Source organism: Nocardiopsis sp. CA-288880 (genome assembly GCF_050955985.1).
Classification (GTDB): domain Bacteria; phylum Actinomycetota; class Actinomycetes; order Streptosporangiales; family Streptosporangiaceae; genus Nocardiopsis; species Nocardiopsis tropica.
In genome coordinates this window covers 5,005,389-5,022,865 of record NZ_CP192105.1, presented here as the reverse complement: position 1 = coordinate 5,022,865, position 17,477 = coordinate 5,005,389, and the positions used below count along the sequence as shown (strand labels likewise).

Annotated in this window: 17 protein-coding genes; 11 read left to right on the top strand and 6 right to left on the bottom strand. The window is 72.1% G+C overall.

The window, feature by feature from the left end; all coding sequences use genetic code 11:
* Positions 1-103: 103 nt before the first annotated feature.
* The 3 genes from ACQPYD_RS21895 to ACQPYD_RS21885 all read left to right on the top strand — a co-directional run bounded on the left by ACQPYD_RS21895 (position 104) and on the right by ACQPYD_RS21885 (position 1,950).
* Positions 104-244, top strand: coding sequence for a GPGG-motif small membrane protein (locus ACQPYD_RS21895; RefSeq protein ID WP_402912862.1), 141 nt, complete (start codon positions 104-106; stop codon positions 242-244).
* A 252-nt stretch (positions 245-496) separates the two neighbouring features.
* A complete protein-coding gene (thyX, locus tag ACQPYD_RS21890) occupies positions 497-1,294 on the top strand; it encodes an FAD-dependent thymidylate synthase (protein WP_330162378.1) in 798 nt (265 codons plus the stop codon).
* A 182-nt stretch (positions 1,295-1,476) separates the two neighbouring features.
* Positions 1,477-1,950 (top strand): SRPBCC domain-containing protein, encoded by a 474-nt coding sequence (locus ACQPYD_RS21885; protein ID WP_433697456.1) that lies wholly within the window; start codon positions 1,477-1,479, stop codon positions 1,948-1,950.
* A gap of 21 nt (positions 1,951-1,971) precedes the next feature.
* Here ACQPYD_RS21885 and ACQPYD_RS21880 read toward each other — a convergent pair whose 3' ends face one another.
* The 4 genes from ACQPYD_RS21880 to ACQPYD_RS21865 form a co-directional block, all read right to left on the bottom strand.
* Complete coding sequence (locus ACQPYD_RS21880; protein ID WP_433697455.1) at positions 1,972-4,095, bottom strand: ATP-binding protein; 2,124 nt, start codon at positions 4,093-4,095, stop codon at positions 1,972-1,974.
* Positions 4,092-4,652 carry a DUF6879 family protein gene (locus ACQPYD_RS21875; protein ID WP_433697454.1) on the bottom strand — a complete coding sequence of 187 codons (561 nt, stop codon included), beginning with the start codon at positions 4,650-4,652 and terminating at the stop codon, positions 4,092-4,094. Before ACQPYD_RS21875 ends, ACQPYD_RS21880 begins: the two co-directional genes overlap by 4 nt.
* A complete protein-coding gene (locus ACQPYD_RS21870) occupies positions 4,649-4,867 on the bottom strand; it encodes a hypothetical protein (RefSeq protein ID WP_330162382.1) in 219 nt (72 codons plus the stop codon). The genes ACQPYD_RS21875 and ACQPYD_RS21870 overlap by 4 nt, the downstream gene beginning before the upstream one ends.
* Positions 4,868-4,958: 91 nt before the next feature.
* On the bottom strand, positions 4,959-5,120 hold the full coding sequence (locus ACQPYD_RS21865) for a hypothetical protein (protein ID WP_433697453.1): 162 nt from the start codon (positions 5,118-5,120) through the stop codon (positions 4,959-4,961).
* A 340-nt stretch (positions 5,121-5,460) separates the two neighbouring features.
* Here ACQPYD_RS21865 and ACQPYD_RS21860 point away from each other — a divergent pair, with 340 nt between their 5' ends.
* Entirely contained in the window at positions 5,461-6,642 is a 1,182-nt protein-coding gene (locus ACQPYD_RS21860) for an amidohydrolase (protein ID WP_433697452.1), read from the top strand.
* Positions 6,643-6,676: 34 nt separating this feature from the next.
* Here ACQPYD_RS21860 and ACQPYD_RS21855 read toward each other — a convergent pair whose 3' ends face one another.
* Positions 6,677-7,033, bottom strand: a complete 357-nt coding sequence (locus tag ACQPYD_RS21855; RefSeq protein WP_433697451.1) for a hypothetical protein — start codon at positions 7,031-7,033, stop codon at positions 6,677-6,679.
* A 201-nt stretch (positions 7,034-7,234) separates the two neighbouring features.
* On the opposite strand from ACQPYD_RS21855, the gene ACQPYD_RS21850 reads away from it, so the two are divergent.
* Together ACQPYD_RS21850 and ACQPYD_RS21845 are read left to right on the top strand one after the other, a co-directional pair.
* Positions 7,235-8,488: a right-handed parallel beta-helix repeat-containing protein gene (locus ACQPYD_RS21850; RefSeq protein WP_433697450.1), complete on the top strand. Its 1,254-nt coding sequence runs from the start codon at positions 7,235-7,237 to the stop codon at positions 8,486-8,488.
* A gap of 133 nt (positions 8,489-8,621) precedes the next feature.
* Positions 8,622-9,143 (top strand): DUF6309 family protein, encoded by a 522-nt coding sequence (locus ACQPYD_RS21845; RefSeq protein ID WP_330161945.1) that lies wholly within the window; start codon positions 8,622-8,624, stop codon positions 9,141-9,143.
* A 139-nt stretch (positions 9,144-9,282) separates the two neighbouring features.
* Here the strand turns inward: ACQPYD_RS21845 and ACQPYD_RS21840 are convergent, their stop codons facing one another.
* Positions 9,283-9,831: a chorismate mutase gene (locus ACQPYD_RS21840; RefSeq protein WP_433697449.1), complete on the bottom strand. Its 549-nt coding sequence runs from the start codon at positions 9,829-9,831 to the stop codon at positions 9,283-9,285.
* A gap of 289 nt (positions 9,832-10,120) precedes the next feature.
* Between ACQPYD_RS21840 and ACQPYD_RS21835 the strand changes: the two genes are divergently transcribed.
* The 5 genes from ACQPYD_RS21835 to ACQPYD_RS21815 all read left to right on the top strand — a co-directional run bounded on the left by ACQPYD_RS21835 (position 10,121) and on the right by ACQPYD_RS21815 (position 17,409).
* Positions 10,121-10,954, top strand: coding sequence for a PRC and DUF2382 domain-containing protein (locus tag ACQPYD_RS21835; protein ID WP_433697448.1), 834 nt, complete (start codon positions 10,121-10,123; stop codon positions 10,952-10,954).
* Between the two features lie 111 nt (positions 10,955-11,065).
* Positions 11,066-12,457 carry a flavin monoamine oxidase family protein gene (locus ACQPYD_RS21830; RefSeq protein WP_433697447.1) on the top strand — a complete coding sequence of 464 codons (1,392 nt, stop codon included), beginning with the start codon at positions 11,066-11,068 and terminating at the stop codon, positions 12,455-12,457.
* Between the two features lie 324 nt (positions 12,458-12,781).
* Positions 12,782-13,537 carry a CDP-alcohol phosphatidyltransferase family protein gene (locus ACQPYD_RS21825; protein ID WP_433697446.1) on the top strand — a complete coding sequence of 252 codons (756 nt, stop codon included), beginning with the start codon at positions 12,782-12,784 and terminating at the stop codon, positions 13,535-13,537.
* Between the two features lie 204 nt (positions 13,538-13,741).
* On the top strand, positions 13,742-16,246 hold the full coding sequence (locus ACQPYD_RS21820; RefSeq protein WP_433702101.1) for a sugar phosphate nucleotidyltransferase: 2,505 nt from the start codon (positions 13,742-13,744) through the stop codon (positions 16,244-16,246).
* A 620-nt stretch (positions 16,247-16,866) separates the two neighbouring features.
* The gene (locus ACQPYD_RS21815; protein WP_267945351.1) at positions 16,867-17,409 is read left to right on the top strand and encodes an FHA domain-containing protein; all 543 of its coding nucleotides are present in this window, start codon (positions 16,867-16,869) and stop codon (positions 17,407-17,409) included.
* Positions 17,410-17,477 lie beyond the last annotated feature (68 nt).

The following is a 17,477-nucleotide window of genomic DNA, read 5'->3' as shown; positions in this document are numbered from 1 at the left end:
GGCCTGTGCCACGTGCGGGCCGCCTCACCTGCACAGATGCCACCAAAGCAAAACAAATCACCGCACGCTGTTTGATGATTTCGTTATAGGACAGTGGTTGTGTATGGGTATTTTGCTAACGATCCTCGGAGTCATCCTCATCGTCGCCGGTGTTCTCGGAGTGCTGCGGGGGCAGCTCCTCTGGGGCATCATCTCCATCGTCGTCGGGCTGGTTCTGGCCCCCGGTACCTTCTACGGCCTCTAGCCGGTGAAGGCAGGCCCGCCGCCGAGCGGGAAACCTCCACCACGCAGACACCGCCGATACCGGTCCGAGGGCCGGGTGTCAGTCCGGGCGCATCGCCCGGGAGGACACCCGGCCCTCTCCCGTCCCCGGACGTGTACCCTCGGGTGAGGCTAATCGGCCCCGCCCCCACACACGCCCCCGTGCCCCCGGAACCCCTGGTCACGGCGTTCAAGCGTGCCCGGAGGCGGGGTCCACCGAACGGGAGGCAGTGCTGTGAAGAGGGTCGAGCCGCAGGTTCGTCTGGTCGCGCGTCCGCAGGTCGACTACGACGCGATCACCGACTACCTCAAGGAGGTCGGCGGTGAGGCGTGGATCGAGCGGTTCGACCGCGGCGAGCTCGACGCGCACCTCAACGATCCGCAGAACCTCGCCGAGTTCGCCGGGCGCCTGTGCTACCGCTCCTGGGAGCCGGGCCTCAACCCGAACGTCACGCGTGTGCGCACCGACCAGGACCAGTACCTCGGCAACATCCTGGCCAGCCTGCACGGCTCGGTCCTGGAGCACGTCAGCTTCAGCTTCGTCCTGCACAACGTGTCCCGGGTGCTCACCCACGAGCTGATCCGGCACCGTCCCGGCGTCGCCGTCTCGCAGGAGTCGCTGCGCTTCGTGCGCCTGAGCGACCTGCCGTTCTGGTTCCCGGACTGGGCGGAGGAGGACCCGGAGCTGATGGAGCGGGCCACGGCCATGCTCCAGCAGATGGAGGAGTTCCAGCTCTGGATGGCCGACCACTTCGGCCTGGACGACGACGGCGTCAAGTTCGCGGAGAAGAAGCACAAGACGTCCTTCATGCGCCGATTCGCCCCCGAGGGCGTCGCCACCGGCCTGGTGTGGACCGCGAACGTGCGCACCCTGCGCCACACCCTGGAGGCGCGCACCGCCCCGGGCGCCGAGGAGGAGATCCGCCTGCTCTTCAACCTGATCGGCGAGACCCTCAAGAAGGAGGCTCCCGCCCTCTTCGGCGACTACGAGGTCGAGGACGGCGCGTGGGTGCCGCGGTGGCGCAAGGTCTGACCCCTTTCCGCGCGCGACCGGGCGGTCCGGTCCCGCGCCGGCACACGGCTCGTCCGCCCCGGTTCGCCCCGGGGCGGGCGGGCCGTTCGCACGGGGGCTCGGCGCCGCGTCCCCCCGCTGCGCGGGGGACCGCGTCCGCTAGGTTCGTGGGCACGGAGCACCCGAGCGGAAGGACTGTGGGCATGGGCGGCGAGGAACCGCGTACCGACCGGGGGGCCAGGACGGTGCGGGCGTCCGCCGCAGCGGTCTACCGCGCCATGACCGATCCGGGTTCCCTCGAGGCATGGCTGCCGCCGGAGGGGATGACCGGCCGGATGGAACGCTTCGAGCCGTGGGTCGGCGGAGGTTTCCGCATGGTGCTGACCTACCTCGACCCGGCCGCCGGGCACGGCAAGACCTCCGATGCCGACGACGTCACCGAGGTCGGCTTCGCCGAGCTGGTCCCGGGGGAGCGGATCGTGCAGCGCGTCGCCTTCGAGTCCGAGGACCCCGCGTTCGCCGGGACGATGACGATGACCTGGCGGCTGGCCGAGACGGAGGACGGCACCGAGGTGGCCGTCGAGGCGACCGATGTGCCCCTGGGCATCTCGCAGGCCGACCACGAGGACGGTCTGGCCTCGTCCCTGGCCAACCTCGCGGCACACGTCGAGGCCTGACCGCCCGCCGGCGCGTACGCCTCAGCCGTCGGCGGCCAGCTGGAGCAGCCGCGCCTCCACCCCTTCGGCACGGGGGTCGCCGTGGTCGCGCAGGTAGTCCAGGGCGGCCCCCAGAGCCTCCCGGGCGCCCTCCCCGTCACCGAGGGCGACGCGGGCCTCCGCCAGCCCGATCAGTGCCACTGCCCGGCTGTCGCGGTCGTCACGTTCCTCGAAGACCTCGATGGACGACAGGTACTCCGCCACCGCGTCCCCGGCCCGAGCCGAACCGGTGAGGATCCGCCCCAGCGTGCAGCGTGCCCACGCCGTACTCCACACGTCACCGATGTCCTCGAACATCCGGATGGCGGCCCGGCAGTGTCCGAGTGCGGCGTCGAACCCGCCGAGGTCCGCGCGGAAGTCGGCCAGGCTGAGCAGCCCCATGGCCTCTCCCCGCGGCTCTCCGGCCTCGTGAAAGACCCCGATGGCCCGTTCGACGGTCTCCACGGCACCGCCGCCGCGCTCCCCGCGTTGCCAGGCCACCACACCGAGTTGGCGCAGAGCGAACCCCTCCACCCACGGGTCACCGGCCTCGCGGTTGGAGGCCAGGGCAGCCCGGTAGTGGCGCACAGCCGCGTCCAGATCGCCCAGCAGCCATTGCGCGTCGCCCATCCCCAGGTGGTTGCGAGCCGTCCCGAAGGCGTCGCCCGCGCTCTCGGCCGCCCGCAGACCGAGGGTGTGGAGGTCACGCCACTCGTACCAGTACCGGCGCAGCTCGAACAGACCGTAGACGGTCGCGGGCAGTCTCCAGGCGGTGTCGTGGTGGCCGTGCTCCAGAGCGGCATCCACAACGGCGACCAGGTTCGTACGCTCGGTCTCGAACCAATCCAGCGCGTCACGGACGGAGTCGATCCCGGGAAGCTCGTGGCACTGCTCCGTTCCTGGCACGGCGGGGAATTCGGGGTGCTCCGCGAGCTGTGCCCGGGCGGCGGCGTGCGTGTACCACTTCGCGACCCTCCCCACCGCCTCGCCCACGGCCCCGGCCTCCTCCTCGGCACGGACCCGCTCGATGGCGTAGAGCCGCACCAGGTCGTGCAGTCGGTAGCGGTTCTCCCGCAGACGCTCGACCAGGTTCGCGCGGGTCAGGTGGTCCAGGCGCCGACGGGCCTCGGGCAGCGGGGTGTCGGTGAGCGCGGCGGCGGCCTCGCCGGAGAACTCCGACCCCGGATGCAGTCCCAGCCGTCGGAAGAAGCGGGTGGTGTCGTCGTCCAGGGCCTGGTACGAAGCCGTCATCACTGCACGCAGATCACTCAACTCGTCCTCCTCTGCGAGGGCGTCCAGACGGGAATCCTCGGAGGCGAGTTCGCTCACGAGGGCGCTCAGCGTCGCGTCCGGCCGGGCGATGAGGCGCTCGGCGGCCACACGGAGAGCGAGGGGGAGGCGTGCGCAGTGCTCGGCCAGTTCATGTGCCGCGTGCGGTTCCGAATCCACCCGGACCCCGACCGTGTGGCGTAGCAGGTTCACCGAATCGGCTACGGGAAGGACGCCCAACGCGAGACGCCGGGCCCCTTCGCGTGCGACGAGCCCGGCCAGCGCGCTGCGGCTGGTCACCATGACCATGCAACCGGGTGACGCCGGCAGGAGGGGGCGTACCTGTGCGGGGTCGAGCACGTCGTCGATGACGACCAGGAGCCGCTTGCCGTCGAGCTCGGACCGGTAGAGGGCCGAGCGTCCGTCCAGGTCCATGGGGATGCGGTCCGGTGGGACGCCGAGAGCACGCAGGATGGTGTCGAGGATCTGGCCGGCTTCAGCGCGTGGGCCGGGGCCGTGCCCGTGGACACCGGCGTAGAGATCCCCGTCGGGGAACCGATCGCGCGCCCGGTGCGCCCAGTGGACGGCCAGAGCGGTCTTGCCCACACCCGGTGGGCCGACGAGCACCGCGACCGGAACCCCGGCCCCAGCCTCGGCTGCCAGCGCGTCCAGGTGTTGAAGATGAGCGGTACGGTTCACGAACGCGGTGGCGGCCAGCGGTAGTTGTCGCGGGACCCGAACGGATCTGGCGGGCCCGGAGACGATATGGACGCCGCCGTGCACGAGACCCGCTTGTACCGCCACATCGGGATTGCCGTGCACGGTGTTCGCGGTCCGGTGGTTGTCGATGTCGGTCACAGGGGGCGCATGTCGGCGTCGAAGCGCCTCTGGTATTCGGTGAAGGGGATCGCCCGGTGCAGTGCCCGGTCACGCACCGCGTTGGCCTGGACGATCTCCTCCGTGTCGCAGACCAGCTCGGGGGTGAGCATGGTGCCGTCCGGGCCGTAGTTCATGCGCACCAGTCGCTCGGAGTCGAAGAGCCAGTAGTCGTGCCGGGGGATGCCCTCGGGCCAGGTGGCCTCGGTGACGGGGAGGATGTTGACCTCCTCGCCCGCTTGCACGCTGGAGCGGTAACCCCACACCGATTCGAACCGAAGGTAGTCGGTCAGCGGTTCGACGACCACGTGGACCCGGCTGAACCGTCGGCTTCCGCCGACGAGGCGCGCCCAGGCATCGTGCGACTCGGACATGGCCACCTCCCCGTCCTCAAGAAAGCGGCGGAACGCCTCTTTCTCGTAGCCCACGTCGTAGACCTGGAGGGTCTCCAATCGGAACGCCGTGTACCGGCAGTCCTCGAAGAAGCGGTCGAACTCGTCCCCGCCCACCGGCCGAGAGCGGACACCTGTCAAGGTCACGCGTCCCTCCGCCGGAAGCGTTCGACGGCGGCGAGGACGATCTCGGGGGAGATGCGGACCGCGGTCTCGCCCGGCAGGGGATCGACCAGCTTCGCGAAGTCGGCGTCGTCGAGGCCGGCGCCCTGGACGACGAAGTCACCCGTATCGCTCAGGTAGACAGAGGGGCAACCCTTGTTCACCGACTTGTCGTCCTTGGCGAGCAGTTCCAGTTCCATGGCTCTCCGTTCAGGCCCCAGCGGAACGTTCCCAGGCCTTCGAAGCTAACACGGAACCCTTGCGCCGTAGGGCTTTCGGCCACATCTGGTCTCAGCCCTCCACGTACCTTCGCCGTATCCGTTCTACTTCGTCCCCATCGTTCTCACGCGACGCGCGAACGAGCCGCTTGACGTCGGCGGCGGCGAGCGCGTCGCGCAGGACACGCATCTGGGCCGTGTCATGCGGGTCGGTGCGTTCCCCGGCGTTGTCCATCTCTTCCCTCCTGCATGTGTCCTACCCGAACGGATCGAACGTACGGGGTAGAACGGCCCTCTCCGGCGCATTCGCGTCCGACCGCGGTCGCCCGGTGCCCGGAGCGGCCGTGGGGAACGAGGCCCTTCCCGTGCCGTGGCCGGCGGGCCCTCCTCCAGTGAAGCGCATCCGCCTCCTCCTCAGGGACCCCGCCCGTCCAGGACGGCCCGTACAAGGGGAAGCCCCGCGTCCGGCCCCACCTGCGGGGCGGCGCGGTCGGAGGCGTAGCATTCGCCGCGCGTCCGGGGCCTGCCGGCCGGTCCCCGGCGCACGCACCGGCACCCGTGTGGAGAGGCCCACCATGGACGAACAGCCCCGTACGACGGTCTTCCGCGACCTGCGCCCCCTGGGCGGCGACCCCGTCGACCTGGTCGTGGTCGACGGAACCGTGGCCGCGGAACCCGAGGGGGAGGCGGCCGTCGTCGACTGCGGAGGGCTGATCGCCCTGCCGACCCTGGTCGACGCCCACATCCACCCCGACAAGACGGCCTGGGGCGAGCCCTGGCACTCCCGGAGCCCGGCCCAGGGCATCGCCGGGTTCGGGGCCCAGGACGCCGAGCTCTTCCGGACCTCGCCCACGCCGGTCGGCGTCCGCGCGGAGCGGCTCATGGCCCATGCCGTCACCCGGGGCACACGGGCCATGCGCGCGCACGCCGACGTCGCGCCCGTCTACGGGCTCGAGGGCCTGGAGGGGGTCCGGCGGGCGGCGAGCAACCTGGCGCACGCCCTGGACGTCCAGACCGTGGCCTTCCCCCAGCACGGCGTCCGGCGCTCGCCCGGGACCGACGGCCTTCTGGAGGAGGCCGTCAGGACGGGGCTCGCCGACCTGGTCGGCGGCATCGACCCGGAGGGCTTCGACGGGGACCCCGACGGCCAGCTCGACCTGGTCTTCGACATCGCGGACCGCCACGGCGTCGGCGTCGACATCCACCTGCACGACCACGGCGACCTGGGAGTGCGCACCATGGACGCCGTCATCGAGCGCACCCGCGCCCTCGACATGGGCGGCTCCGTCACCGTCAGCCACGCCTTCTGCGTGGCCCGGGCCGGTGACGGCTTCGACCGGTTGGCCGCCCGGATCGGCGCCGCCGGGATCTCCCTGACCACGGTCGCCTCCGACGCGGCCCGGGTCCTGCCCGCCGCGCGCCTGCGCGAGCACGGGGTCCGCGTGGGCGTCGGCTCGGACGGGGTCCGCGACTCCTGGAGCCCCTTCGGGGACGCGGACATGCTCCACCGCGCCCACATGATGGCCAGGGCGCTGCGCTCGCGCCTGGACGGGGAGCTGTCCGACGCCTACCTCACCGCCGCGCACTCCGGCGCGGAAGTGGTGGGGCTGCCCGCCGCCGACCTGGCCGTGGGCTCTCCCGCCGACTTCCTGCTGGTGGACGGGGAGTGCCTGCCGCAGGTCGTGGTGGACCTCCCCCCGCGCCGGGCGGTCGTCCGTGCAGGGCGCGTGGTCGCCCGGGACGGACGCCTGGTCTGACCCGGGCGCGGCGGGTCGCGCCGCTCCCCGGCCGTCAGTAGAGGTCGTCGAGAGTCCGGAGGAGGGCGCGGAACTCACGGGCGCGGCGGGAGGTCATGCGGTGGGCCACGGCCTCCAGCAGGGCGCGGGCCTCGTGGGGGTTGCCGCAGCACTGCCATACGCCGCAGCCGCCGTCGCCCTCCTCCCACAGCCGGTGGGACGGGCTGTGCACGAACCGCCGCCAGATCCCGAGCAGCTCGCGCGTCCACCCCGGGGACATCCTCGGGTGCCGGTGTTCGAGCCGCGAGATCTCGGCCGCCGCGGGTCCGGAGAGGCCGTCGATCGCGGTGTGTGGTCGCCGCCCCCGGGGCGGGGCCCCGGAGCGGATGTCTCCCGGCCGCCTACGCGGCACGGTCCTCTCGGTCGTCGTGCATGGGACGGATTGTGCCAGAACCTCTGTCTCCGTGGCCATACCCGTGTTCCGTGCGTAGTTGCACGGCTACCCGGAATGCGCTTTCCGTGTTAGGTTCCGGACTCCTGGGAGCGCTCCCTGTCCCCCCGCTCACCCCTCCCGGGACGCCGCCGTCCCGGAGTTCGCACAGGAGAAGCACCGATGACACCCACCCCCACCACCGGAGGGCGCGGCCGGACCCGCGCCCCCGGACCGCGACGGCGCACCCGCCGCCTCCTGCTGAACGCGGCGCTCGCCGCCGGCCTGGCCCTGGGCACGGTCGCCGCGGCCGCCCAGGCGCCGGCCGCACCCGGGCCCCGCGACATCCCGAACGCGGGCGGCGACCGCGGCACCGCGGCCGCCGCGTGCGGCGACAGCGGCTTCGACGCCGAGGCCTACCTGCTCGGCTCCACCTGGGTCGCGCGCAACGGCGGCACCGTCCTCTACGAGGGCGGTGACATGCTCACCGCCATGCGCACGGCCGTCGGCAGCCTCACCCCCGGCCGCTCCTCCCAGGAGCGCGTGGTGGTGTGGCAGTCGGGCACCGTCCCGGGCAACGCCTCGCTCGACCTGCCGAGCCACACCTCCCTGGAGGTCTGCGGCACCATCCACGTCTCCGGCGCGGTCGCCGCGGACCACGCCCCGGTACGGGTGCGCAACGCCCAGAACGTCTCCGTGCCCCACCTGTCGGTCACCGGCGCCCCCTACTTCGGGGTCTTCGTGCGGGGCTCCCAGCAGGTGCACCTCGGCCAGATCGACCTGCGCCTCTCCTCGGGCCTGGGCATACGCGTCGACAGCCGCGGCAGCGACGCCGCGCGCACCACCCGCGACATCACCATCGACGACGTCTACGTCTCCGGCACGAACAACCACGGCGTGGAGACCTACAGCGTCGACGGGCTCACCATCGGCACCGTCACCGCCCGCGACACCGGGTACTCCGGCCTGCTCCTCAACAACACGGTCAACGCCGACGTCGGCCTGGTGGACGCGGTGGACGCCGGAACGGGCACCGGCTACGCCGCCTTCCGCATGGCCAACCGCAACGGGCGGGTCGGGAACGGGTACCCGGACAACATCCGGGTCGGCGAGGTGCGCGCCCGGGGAGGCGGTCGCGGGATCTTCTGCGTCTCCGAGAGCGGAGGCGCGGTGATCGAGCGCGTCGACATCGCGCAGACCGGGAGCAACGCCGTCCTGGTCGAGAACTGCCACAACGTCACCGTCGCCGAGGACGGCGGGACGATCGCCGGTCCCGGCGACATCCGGATCGCCGCCCGCTCCGAGTTCGCCAACACCTCGGACATCACGTTCGAGAACCTGAGGCTCGTGAACACCGCGCTCAACGAGAACCCGTGCGCGGCGGGCACGGTCGTCCGGAACATCACCTGGGACAACAGCCGGGACAACACCTGCTGATCCCGTCCGGCGACGACGTCGGGGGCCCGCCGGACCGCTCCGGACGGGCTCCCGGCCGCGCCCCGGGCCGTCTATCCTTCTACGCACTCGACGCCCGGACCCTGTCGGGCGCGGAACGGAGGAAGCCGAGCCCGTGAAGACCATCGCGACCGTCACCCCCGACGACGTGCTCCGGCGCTTCCGCGCCACCCACCCCGTGAGCGACGAGGTCTCCCGGCGCACCAACGAGTACGCGGAGGGGATCCTCGACCTCGCCTCCCGCCAGCTGGGCGGCACGTGGCACAGGGTCGCCCTGGACCGCGAGGACGTCCTGGCGACGGTCCTGCCCTGGCACACGGGGGAGGGCGGCGAGCTGGTGCTGGTCGACCCCGAGGGGACGACCGTGGCCGACGCCGTGGCCACCCTCTCCTCGTGGGAGGGCCGCTACACCGAGAGCAACCCGGTGTGCTGGGGAAAGCTGGCTTGGCACGCCGCGGCCGACCCCAGTCCCGTCTTCCTGAGCTCCTCGGCCGTGGACCACCCCTACTACGAGAGGCTCGAACGCACGGACGCACTGACCCACCTGGACGGCCTGCACCGCATGCTCGCCTGGGCGCTCTGGGGGCGGCTGCCGGACGGGCCCCGCCTGGAGGCCTACGTGGCCGGCCCCCTGTAGGCCCACGGCCCCGCGCCCGTGCGCCCTCCCGGCCCGTGTCCCCTCGGGCCCGCTCCCCGTTCCCGGAGCCCCCGCCCCGGGGCCGCGGCCGACGGGGTCCCCTCCTCCGTCGTCCCGGCGCCCTCGGCCCGGGCACGGGTCAGGGGCAGACCGAGGCCAGGGAGCGTGCCAGGGCCGCGGCGCCGACCCGGTCGAGCCCCCGCTCGTCCGCGACCTCCCGGGTGCTCCGGGCGAGGTCCGCCCCGCAGTCCGGGGAGCGAAGGGCGGGGCCGGCGTCGGCCAGCGCACGCACCAGCTCGGGGGTGAGCCGGTCCAGTTCGGCCCGGACCCGGGAGAGGTCGGGTTCCGGCCCCGGCCCGCCGCCGGGGGCCGCGTGCCATCGGGCGTGCAGGCTCCGCTGGACCGTCTTGTTCGCCTCGATCTGGTCGCGCACCACCGCCGCGACGGCCTCCGGCTCCACCCCGAGCGCCAGCGCGTGGCGCTCGGCCGCGGCCAGGACCTCCTCCTCGCGTTCGGGGGAGTCGACCGGGTCGCCGCTGTGCCACTTGGCCGCCGCCACGGGCAGGGCCGTCGCGAGCCGGTCGGCGGACAGTTCCACGACCGCGCCCGGCCCCACGGCACGGGCGGAGCCGGCGGCGGGACAGGCGAGCAACAGGACGGCCAGCGGGACGGCCACGGCTGGGCGCACGGCGGATTCCTTCGGACGGTTCGGGCGGGGACCCCTGGAGTGTATCCCTGCGTGTTCGTCCGTGCGCCGGGAGTGACAGGTCGCGGTCGAACGTCCATGGAGGACAGCGGCGCCCCTCGCGCGCGTCAAGGACGGGAGGCCGGGAAAAACTTCTGCTCAATTCTCGACCTCGGCCCGTTAGCGGCTCCCTTCCACGGCTCTTCCCGCAGGCCACGAGGGGTAGGGGTGAGGTCGTACGAGGCCGGGGCACCCGGTGTTCCGGCGGGGACCGCAGAGAAGGGGAGGGACCATGGCACGCGACCGCGCACCCGGAGATCTCATCGGGCACCACGTCCTGGACGAGGAGGGCCACAACGTCGGCAAGATCAAGCAGGTCTACCTGGATGACGAGACGAACGAGCCGAGCTGGGTGTCGGTCGAGACCGGCCTGTTCGGCCGCAACGAGACCCTCGTGCCCCTCCAGGGCTCCCGGCCCAAGGAGGAGGACATCCAGGTGCCCTTCGACAAGTCCACGGTGAAGGACGCCCCGAACATCGACGCGGACAGGCACATCTCCCCGGAGGAGGAGCGGCTGGTCCGCGAGTACTACGCCCGCCACGGCAGCGCGGACGCCTCCGGCGGCGAGCGCGCGGGCGGCGCTCCCCCGGCGGGCATGGGGGACCGTGCCGGTACGGCCGGCGCCGCGGGGACCGCCGGGGTGGCCGGGGCCGCCGGAACGGCCGCCGGAACGGGCGGGCCCGAGGCGGACGACATCTCCATGGTCCGCTCCGAGGAGCGTGTGGACATCGGTGTGGAGCGCCGCGAGGCCGGCCACGCCAGGCTCCACAAGTACGTGGAGACCGAGCAGTACGACGAGACGGTCCCGCTGCACCACGACGAGCTCCAGATGGAGCGCCGTCCGGTGACCGACGAGACCAGGGCCGACGACGCCGGGGACATGCACGAGGAGGAGCAGACCTTCACGCTCTACGAGGAGCGGCCGGTCGTCTCCAAGGAGCGCGTGCCCGTCGAGGAGGTCCACGTCCGCAAGCGCGACGTCACCCGTGAGGAGCACGTCCAGGGTGAGCGCCGCAGGGAGAGGATCGAACTGGAGGACGAGGACGGGGAGCCCTCCGGCTCCTGACCGGGGCGGGGGCCGAGCGGTTCCGACCGAGGGCGGGGTGTCGTCCCCGGGCGCGGCCCGGGGACCGCCTACAGTCGCTCGTGTCGGTCACCGGCACGGAGGGGGAGTTCCATGACTGACCCGGGTGACGCGGGCGGGGAGAACACGCAGGGGGAGGACACCGGGCGGGAGGCCGGGCACGAGCCGGTCGAACCGCGCGGGCGCGAGGCGGGCCCCGGGCGCGGCCACACCATCGTGGTGGGCGCCGGCATGGCCGGACTCGCCGCCGCGGACCGCCTGGCGCGGGAGGGGGAGCGCGTCACCGTCCTGGAGGGCCGCGACCGCACCGGCGGGCGCATCCACTCCGTGCGCGACTGGGGCGGCTCCACGACGCTGGACGTGGGTGCCTCCTGGATGCGGGGCGAGGAGAACAACCCCCTCGCCGACCTGGTCAACGAGATCGGTCTGCGCACCGCCGTGTTCAACAGGTCCACCGAGACCGCCTACGACCCCAAGGGGCGGAGGCTGCTCTTCGACCGCCACCGCCGCAACATGGAGGACGTCCACCTCCTCCAGGAGCACATGTACTGGGGGACCGTGGGCGCCAACCCCCGGGAGTCGATGGAGGAGGGCATCAAGCAGGCCCTCTACGACGCCAACCTGGTGCGCGCCCGCGCCCGCGACGCCGACGAGATCGTGCACCGCATCGCCGAGAGCGACCACGGCGCGGACGCGGAGGAGATCGCCTTCTCCGCGGTCGCCGCGCGGCACGAGTTCAGCGGTGACGACGTGGTCTTCCCCGACGGGATGGGCCAGATCACCGACCACCTGGCGCGCGGTCTGGACGTGCGCCTGGAGCACGTCGTGCTGTCGGTGGGCCACGGCGGCGACGGCGCCAGGGTGCGGGTCGACACCCCCGAGGGGGAGAGGACCCTGACGGCCGACCGCGTCCTGGTCACCGTGCCCCTGGGCGTCCTCAAGGCGGGGCAGGTCGGGTTCGACCCCCCGCTGCCCGAGGAGAAGCGGGACGCCGTCGAGCGCCTGGGCAACGGCAGCCTGGAGAAGCTGTTCCTGCGCTTCGACGAGGTGTTCTGGGGCGACGCGGAGGTCATCGTCCACCTGGGCGCGGAGGAGGGCACCTGGTTCCACTGGTACGCGGGCCAGCGGGTCCTCGGGGCGCCGGTCCTGGTCAGCCGCAACGGCGGCGGCGCGGCCCGGTTCCTGGAGGGGAAGGAGGACGGCGAGGTGGTCGAGCACGCGATGGCCACCCTGCGCGGCATGTTCCGCAAGGCGCCGGACCCGGTGGACCACCTGGTGACCCACTGGGGGGACGACCCGTTCGCGCGGGGCGCCTTCTCCTACACGGCCGTCGGGTCGGGCGACGCGGACCGGGTGGCGCTCGACAACCCGGTGGGGGACAGCCTGTTCTTCGCGGGGGAGGCGACCGAGATCGAGCACACCGCCACGGTGCACGGCGCCCTGCTGTCGGGCCGCCGCGCGGCCGACCGCATCCTCACGCTCTAGCGGCCCCCGCGGTGTCCGGGGGAGCGGCCGCGTCGGGGAGGCCCGCGCGCCCGGGAACCCCGGGGGAGGCCCCGTCGTTGGAACCCGTGGGAGGGGGCGCGCGCCGTGGCCGGAGTCGTCCGGATACGCGTCCGCGCTTTCCGAAACAGACACTGCGCTGGTAAAAGGCCCAAAACGTACACGGTACGATTGGCGGACGATCGTCCCTCGGGCCACGTCGGGGCCGTCGGCCCCCGTGATGGCGGGAAACGACCCACCCGCCCGTTATCGTGGGCGCCATGGGGCGATCCGCGGAAGATGGCAGACTCGAGGCGGGGGGGCGATGTGGCCAGCCCGGCGGTCAGTGACCGCATCTGGACGGTTCCCAACCTGCTGAGCATGCTCCGGCTGTTGGGCGTGCCGCTGTTCCTCTGGCTCGTCCTGGTCCCCCAGGCCGACTGGTGGGCGCTGCTGGTGCTCGGCTTCGCCGGGCTCAGCGACTGGCTCGACGGCAAGATCGCCCGCGCCTGGAACCAGACCTCGCGCCTGGGCACGGTCCTGGACCCGCTCGCCGACCGGCTCTACATCTTCGCCGCGCTGCTCGGCCTGGTGATCCGGGACATCGTCCCGTGGTGGCTGATGGCCATCCTCGTCCTGCGCGACGTTCTCATCCTCGGCGCGCTGCCGCTCCTGCGCCACTTCGGCTACGGGCCCCTCCCGGTGAACTTCGCCGGGAAGGCCGCCACGCTGTGCCTCCTCTACTCGTTCCCCCTGCTGTTCATCGCGGGCTACGAGTCCACCGTGGCGGATGTGGCGAGAATTATAGGTTGGGCCTTCGCGCTCTGGGGAACTGCTCTCTACTGGTGGGCCGGACTGCTCTACGCCGTACAGGGCCTGCGCCTGATGGCCCAGACCCGCCGCGACGAAAGCGCTGATCACCACGGGGACCGACCGGTCTCCGGAGACAGCGACCACGTCCGCGGCCACGACACGGATCGACCCGATCCAGCCACATCGGCGACCGCTGACGGCGATCATGGAGCGGTAGCCGAAGGCTCGGACCGGCCGAGCCGCCCGGATCAGGGACGGACCGGACCCTGATCCACCGACGGACCGGCTCACCGCGAGTCCTGTCGGATCGAAAGGGAGTGTCGTCTCCGTCATGAGAACATGTCCCACCGCGCGCCACGGCGCGCGCTCCGAGAACCCGTCCCCCGCCGCGTCCTCCCACGGCACCGTCCTACGGAGGCACCGGCGATGAGCACCCACGAGGAAACCCCGGAGAGCGCTTTTCAGGCGCCTCCCATGAAGGCCGTCGTGATGGCCGGCGGCGAGGGGACCCGCCTCCGCCCCATGACCGCGAACCAGCCCAAACCCCTGCTTCCGGTGGTCAACAAGCCCATCATGGAGCACGTTCTCCGCCTGCTGCGCAAGCACGGTTTCACCGAGACCGTGGTCACCGTCCAGTTCCTGGCCACCCTCATCCGCAACTACTTCGGGGACGGCGAGGAGCTCGGGATGAAGCTCCACTACGTCGCCGAGGAGGTCCCCCTCGGCACCGCGGGCAGCGTCAAGAACGCGGAGGAGCACCTGCGCGGGGAGCCGTTCATCGTCATCTCCGGCGACGCGCTCACCGACATCGACCTCACCGACATGGTGCGCTTCCACAAGGAGAGCGGCGCCAAGGTCACCATCGCGCTCAAGCGGGTCCCCAACCCGCTGGAGTTCGGCATCATCATCGTCGACGAGCAGGGCCGGATCCAGCGCTTCCTGGAGAAGCCCACCTGGGGCCAGGTCTTCTCCGACACCGTCAACACCGGCATCTACATCATGGAGCCGGACGTCCTGGACCGGGTCGCCGAGGGGGAGGTGGTCGACTGGTCGGGCGATGTCTTCCCCCAGCTCCTGGAGGAGGGCGAGCCCCTCTACGGCTACATCGCCGACGGCTACTGGGAGGACGTGGGCACCCACGAGAGCTACCTGAGCGCCCAGGCCGACGTGCTGTCCGGCAAGGTGGACGTCGACATCGACGGCTTCGAGGTCTCCCCCGGGGTGTGGGTCGGCGAGGGTTCGGAGGTCGACCCCCGCGCGATCCTCAAGGGCCCGCTCTTCATCGGCGACTACGCCAAGGTCGAGGCGGGCGCGGAGCTGCGCGAGTTCACCGTGGTCGGCAGCAACGCCGTGGTGCGGTCCGAGGCCTTCTGCCACCGCACGGTCCTGCACGACAACGTCTTCGTCGGACGGGGCGCCAACCTGCGCGGCTGCGTCGTCGGCAAGAACACCGACGTCATGGCCGCCGCCCGGATCGAGGAGGGGGCGATCGTCGGCGAGGACTGCGTCATCGAGTCCGAGGCCTACGTCAACGCCGACGTCAAGGTCTACCCCTTCAAGACCATCGAGGCCGGCGCGGTCGTCAGCACCAACGTCATCTGGGAGTCGCGCGGGCAGCGCTCGCTGTTCGGCCCCCGCGGCGTGTCCGGGCTGATCAACGTCGAGATCACCCCCGAGCTGGCGGTGCGCCTGGCCAACGCCTACGCCACCACCCTGAAGAAGGGCGCGCTCGTCACCACGTCCCGTGACGTGTCCCGGGCCGCCCGGACGCTCAAGCGCGCGGTGATCAGCGCGCTCACGGCCGCCGCCATCGACGTGCGCGACCTGGAGGTGGTGCCGCTGCCCGTGGCGCGCTTCCACACCTCCCAGAGCGGGGTCAGCGGAGGCATCACGCTCCGCACCACCCCGGGCGACCCGGAGTCGGTGGACATCCTCTTCCTGGACGGGGGCGGGGCCGACCTGTCGCCGGCGGCCCAGCGCAAGCTCGACCGGGTCTTCTCCCGCGCCGAGTACCGCAGGGCCTTCCCCGGGGAGATCGGGGAGCTGACCTTCCCCTCGCGCGGTGTCGAGAACTACTCGCACGACCTGCTGCGCTCGGTCGACACCTCGGGGGTCGCCGAGGCCGAACTCAAGGTGGTCGTCGACTGCGCGGGCGGCAGCGGCTCGCTCATCCTCCCCTCCCTGCTGGGGCGGATCGGCGTGGACGTCCTCACGGTCAACAACCGGCTCGACGAGGCCTCGCCCACCGACACCGTCGCCAAGCAGAACCGCGACCTGGAGCGGCTGGGCGAGCTCGTCTCGGGGTCGGGGGCCGACTTCGGGGTGCGCTTCGACCCCGTGGCCGAACGGCTGGCCATCGTGGACGGCAACGGCGAGCTGGTCGACAACGACCGCGCCCTGCTGGTCGTCCTGGAGCTGGTCTGCGCCGAGCGCGGGGGAGGCCGGGTGGCGCTTCCCGTCACCACGACCCGGGTCGCGGAGACGGTGGCGGCCGCGCACGGGGTCGAGGTGCACTGGACCGCCACCGCCACGGGCGAACTCACCAAGGCCGTCCAGAGCGGGGGCGAGGACGTCGTTCTGGCCGGGGACGGCCGGGGCGGTTTCGTCGTCCCCGAGTTCAGCCCGACCAGCGACGGCATCGCCGCGTTCGTCCGGCTGCTGGGACTGGTGGCCAGGGACCGCCGCTCGCTGAGCCAGATCGACCGGGCGATCCCCCAGGCGCACCTCCTGCGCCGTTCGGTGCCCACCCCCTGGGCGGTCAAGGGGAGCGTCATGCGCGCCGTCGTGGAGGCGGCTGGGGGCCGTCAGCTGGACACCACGGACGGCGTCCGCGTCCTGGAGTCCGACGGCAGCTGGGCGCTCGTCCTCCCGGACACGGCGGAGGCCGTGACCCATCTTTGGGCCGAAGGTCCCGACTCCGACACCGCTCACCGTCTGCTGGACGAGTGGGCGGCCGTGGTCGAACGGGCCGAGGGCTGACCGGTGCGACGCGCGGGCGAGGGCGGTCCTCCCGTCCCCGCCCGCGCGTCGCGTCCGGGGCGGTCACGGCCCTCCGGGTCGCCCGGGACGCGCTTTTGAGGGATAAAATGGACATATCACCAGGTTGAGGCCGTCCGATGGCGGCGGTGCGAATCCGTGGGGGTTCACCGAGAACCAAATCCCCCGGACGAGCATCAGCATCAGGACAGGTGTTTCACTGTCCCGAGGCCGGCCACCGGTGGAGGCGGCGCCCCGGGCGCCGGGTCCACCGATCCCCGCGCCGCACGAGCGGCCGGGGGCGTCTACGGCAGGCCGAGGAGGAGCGAAACCCTTCCTGGACAGGGATATGGTTTAAAGTCGAGTGTTCCCTGGAGCGCCGCGTCGCCCACCGGACCGGGTATCCCGGCAACGGCGGACACCCTGACCGGGGGTGACGAGGAGTACGACACGGGGGATGAGACCTAGCGACCGACCGTGTGGGGCGCACCGCTGCCGCGACAGCGAACCGTCCCACCACGTGCCGGGCGACGTGTGGACCAGGTGTCCGCGCGGAACCCGGGACGTGTCACCGATCAGCCGAATCAAGCACCGCCCCGTGCGGTAGGAGGCCGAGCCGACCTATGTCGAGCGTTTACTGCACGCAGTGCGGTCACGCCGTTGCGGATGATGCCCGTTTCTGCTCCCACTGTGGAACCCCCGTCCGCAGGGCCGAACAGCAGGGCCCCCGACCCGGTTCGGGTGGGGACGCCGCCGGAGACGTCACGTCCACCATCTCCATCTCGGGGATACAGGCCCTGGAGGAGGAGGAGTCCGGCGACGAGCTGGGCGGTGACGACCCCGCCAACGCCGACGCCCTGCCTCCGGGCACGGCGCTGCTCGTCGTCAGGCGTGGCCCCAACGCGGGAAGCCGCTTCCTGCTGGACAGCGACGTGACCACCGCCGGACGGCATCCCAACAGTGACATCTTCCTTGACGACGTCACCGTGTCCCGACGCCACGTGGAGTTCTTCCGCCGCGGCGACGGGTTCGGCGTCCGCGACGTGGGCAGCCTCAACGGCACCTACGTCAACCGTGAGCCGGTCGACGAGGCCCAACTCGGTGGCGGGGACGAGATCCAGATCGGCAAGTTCCGCATGGTTCTGCTGACCAAGCCGCGCCGCTGAGGGGTCGCTGACCACGGACGACGGCGGCGGGCGGGCCGATGAGGTTTGCGGCCCCCCGCCGCCGGAGA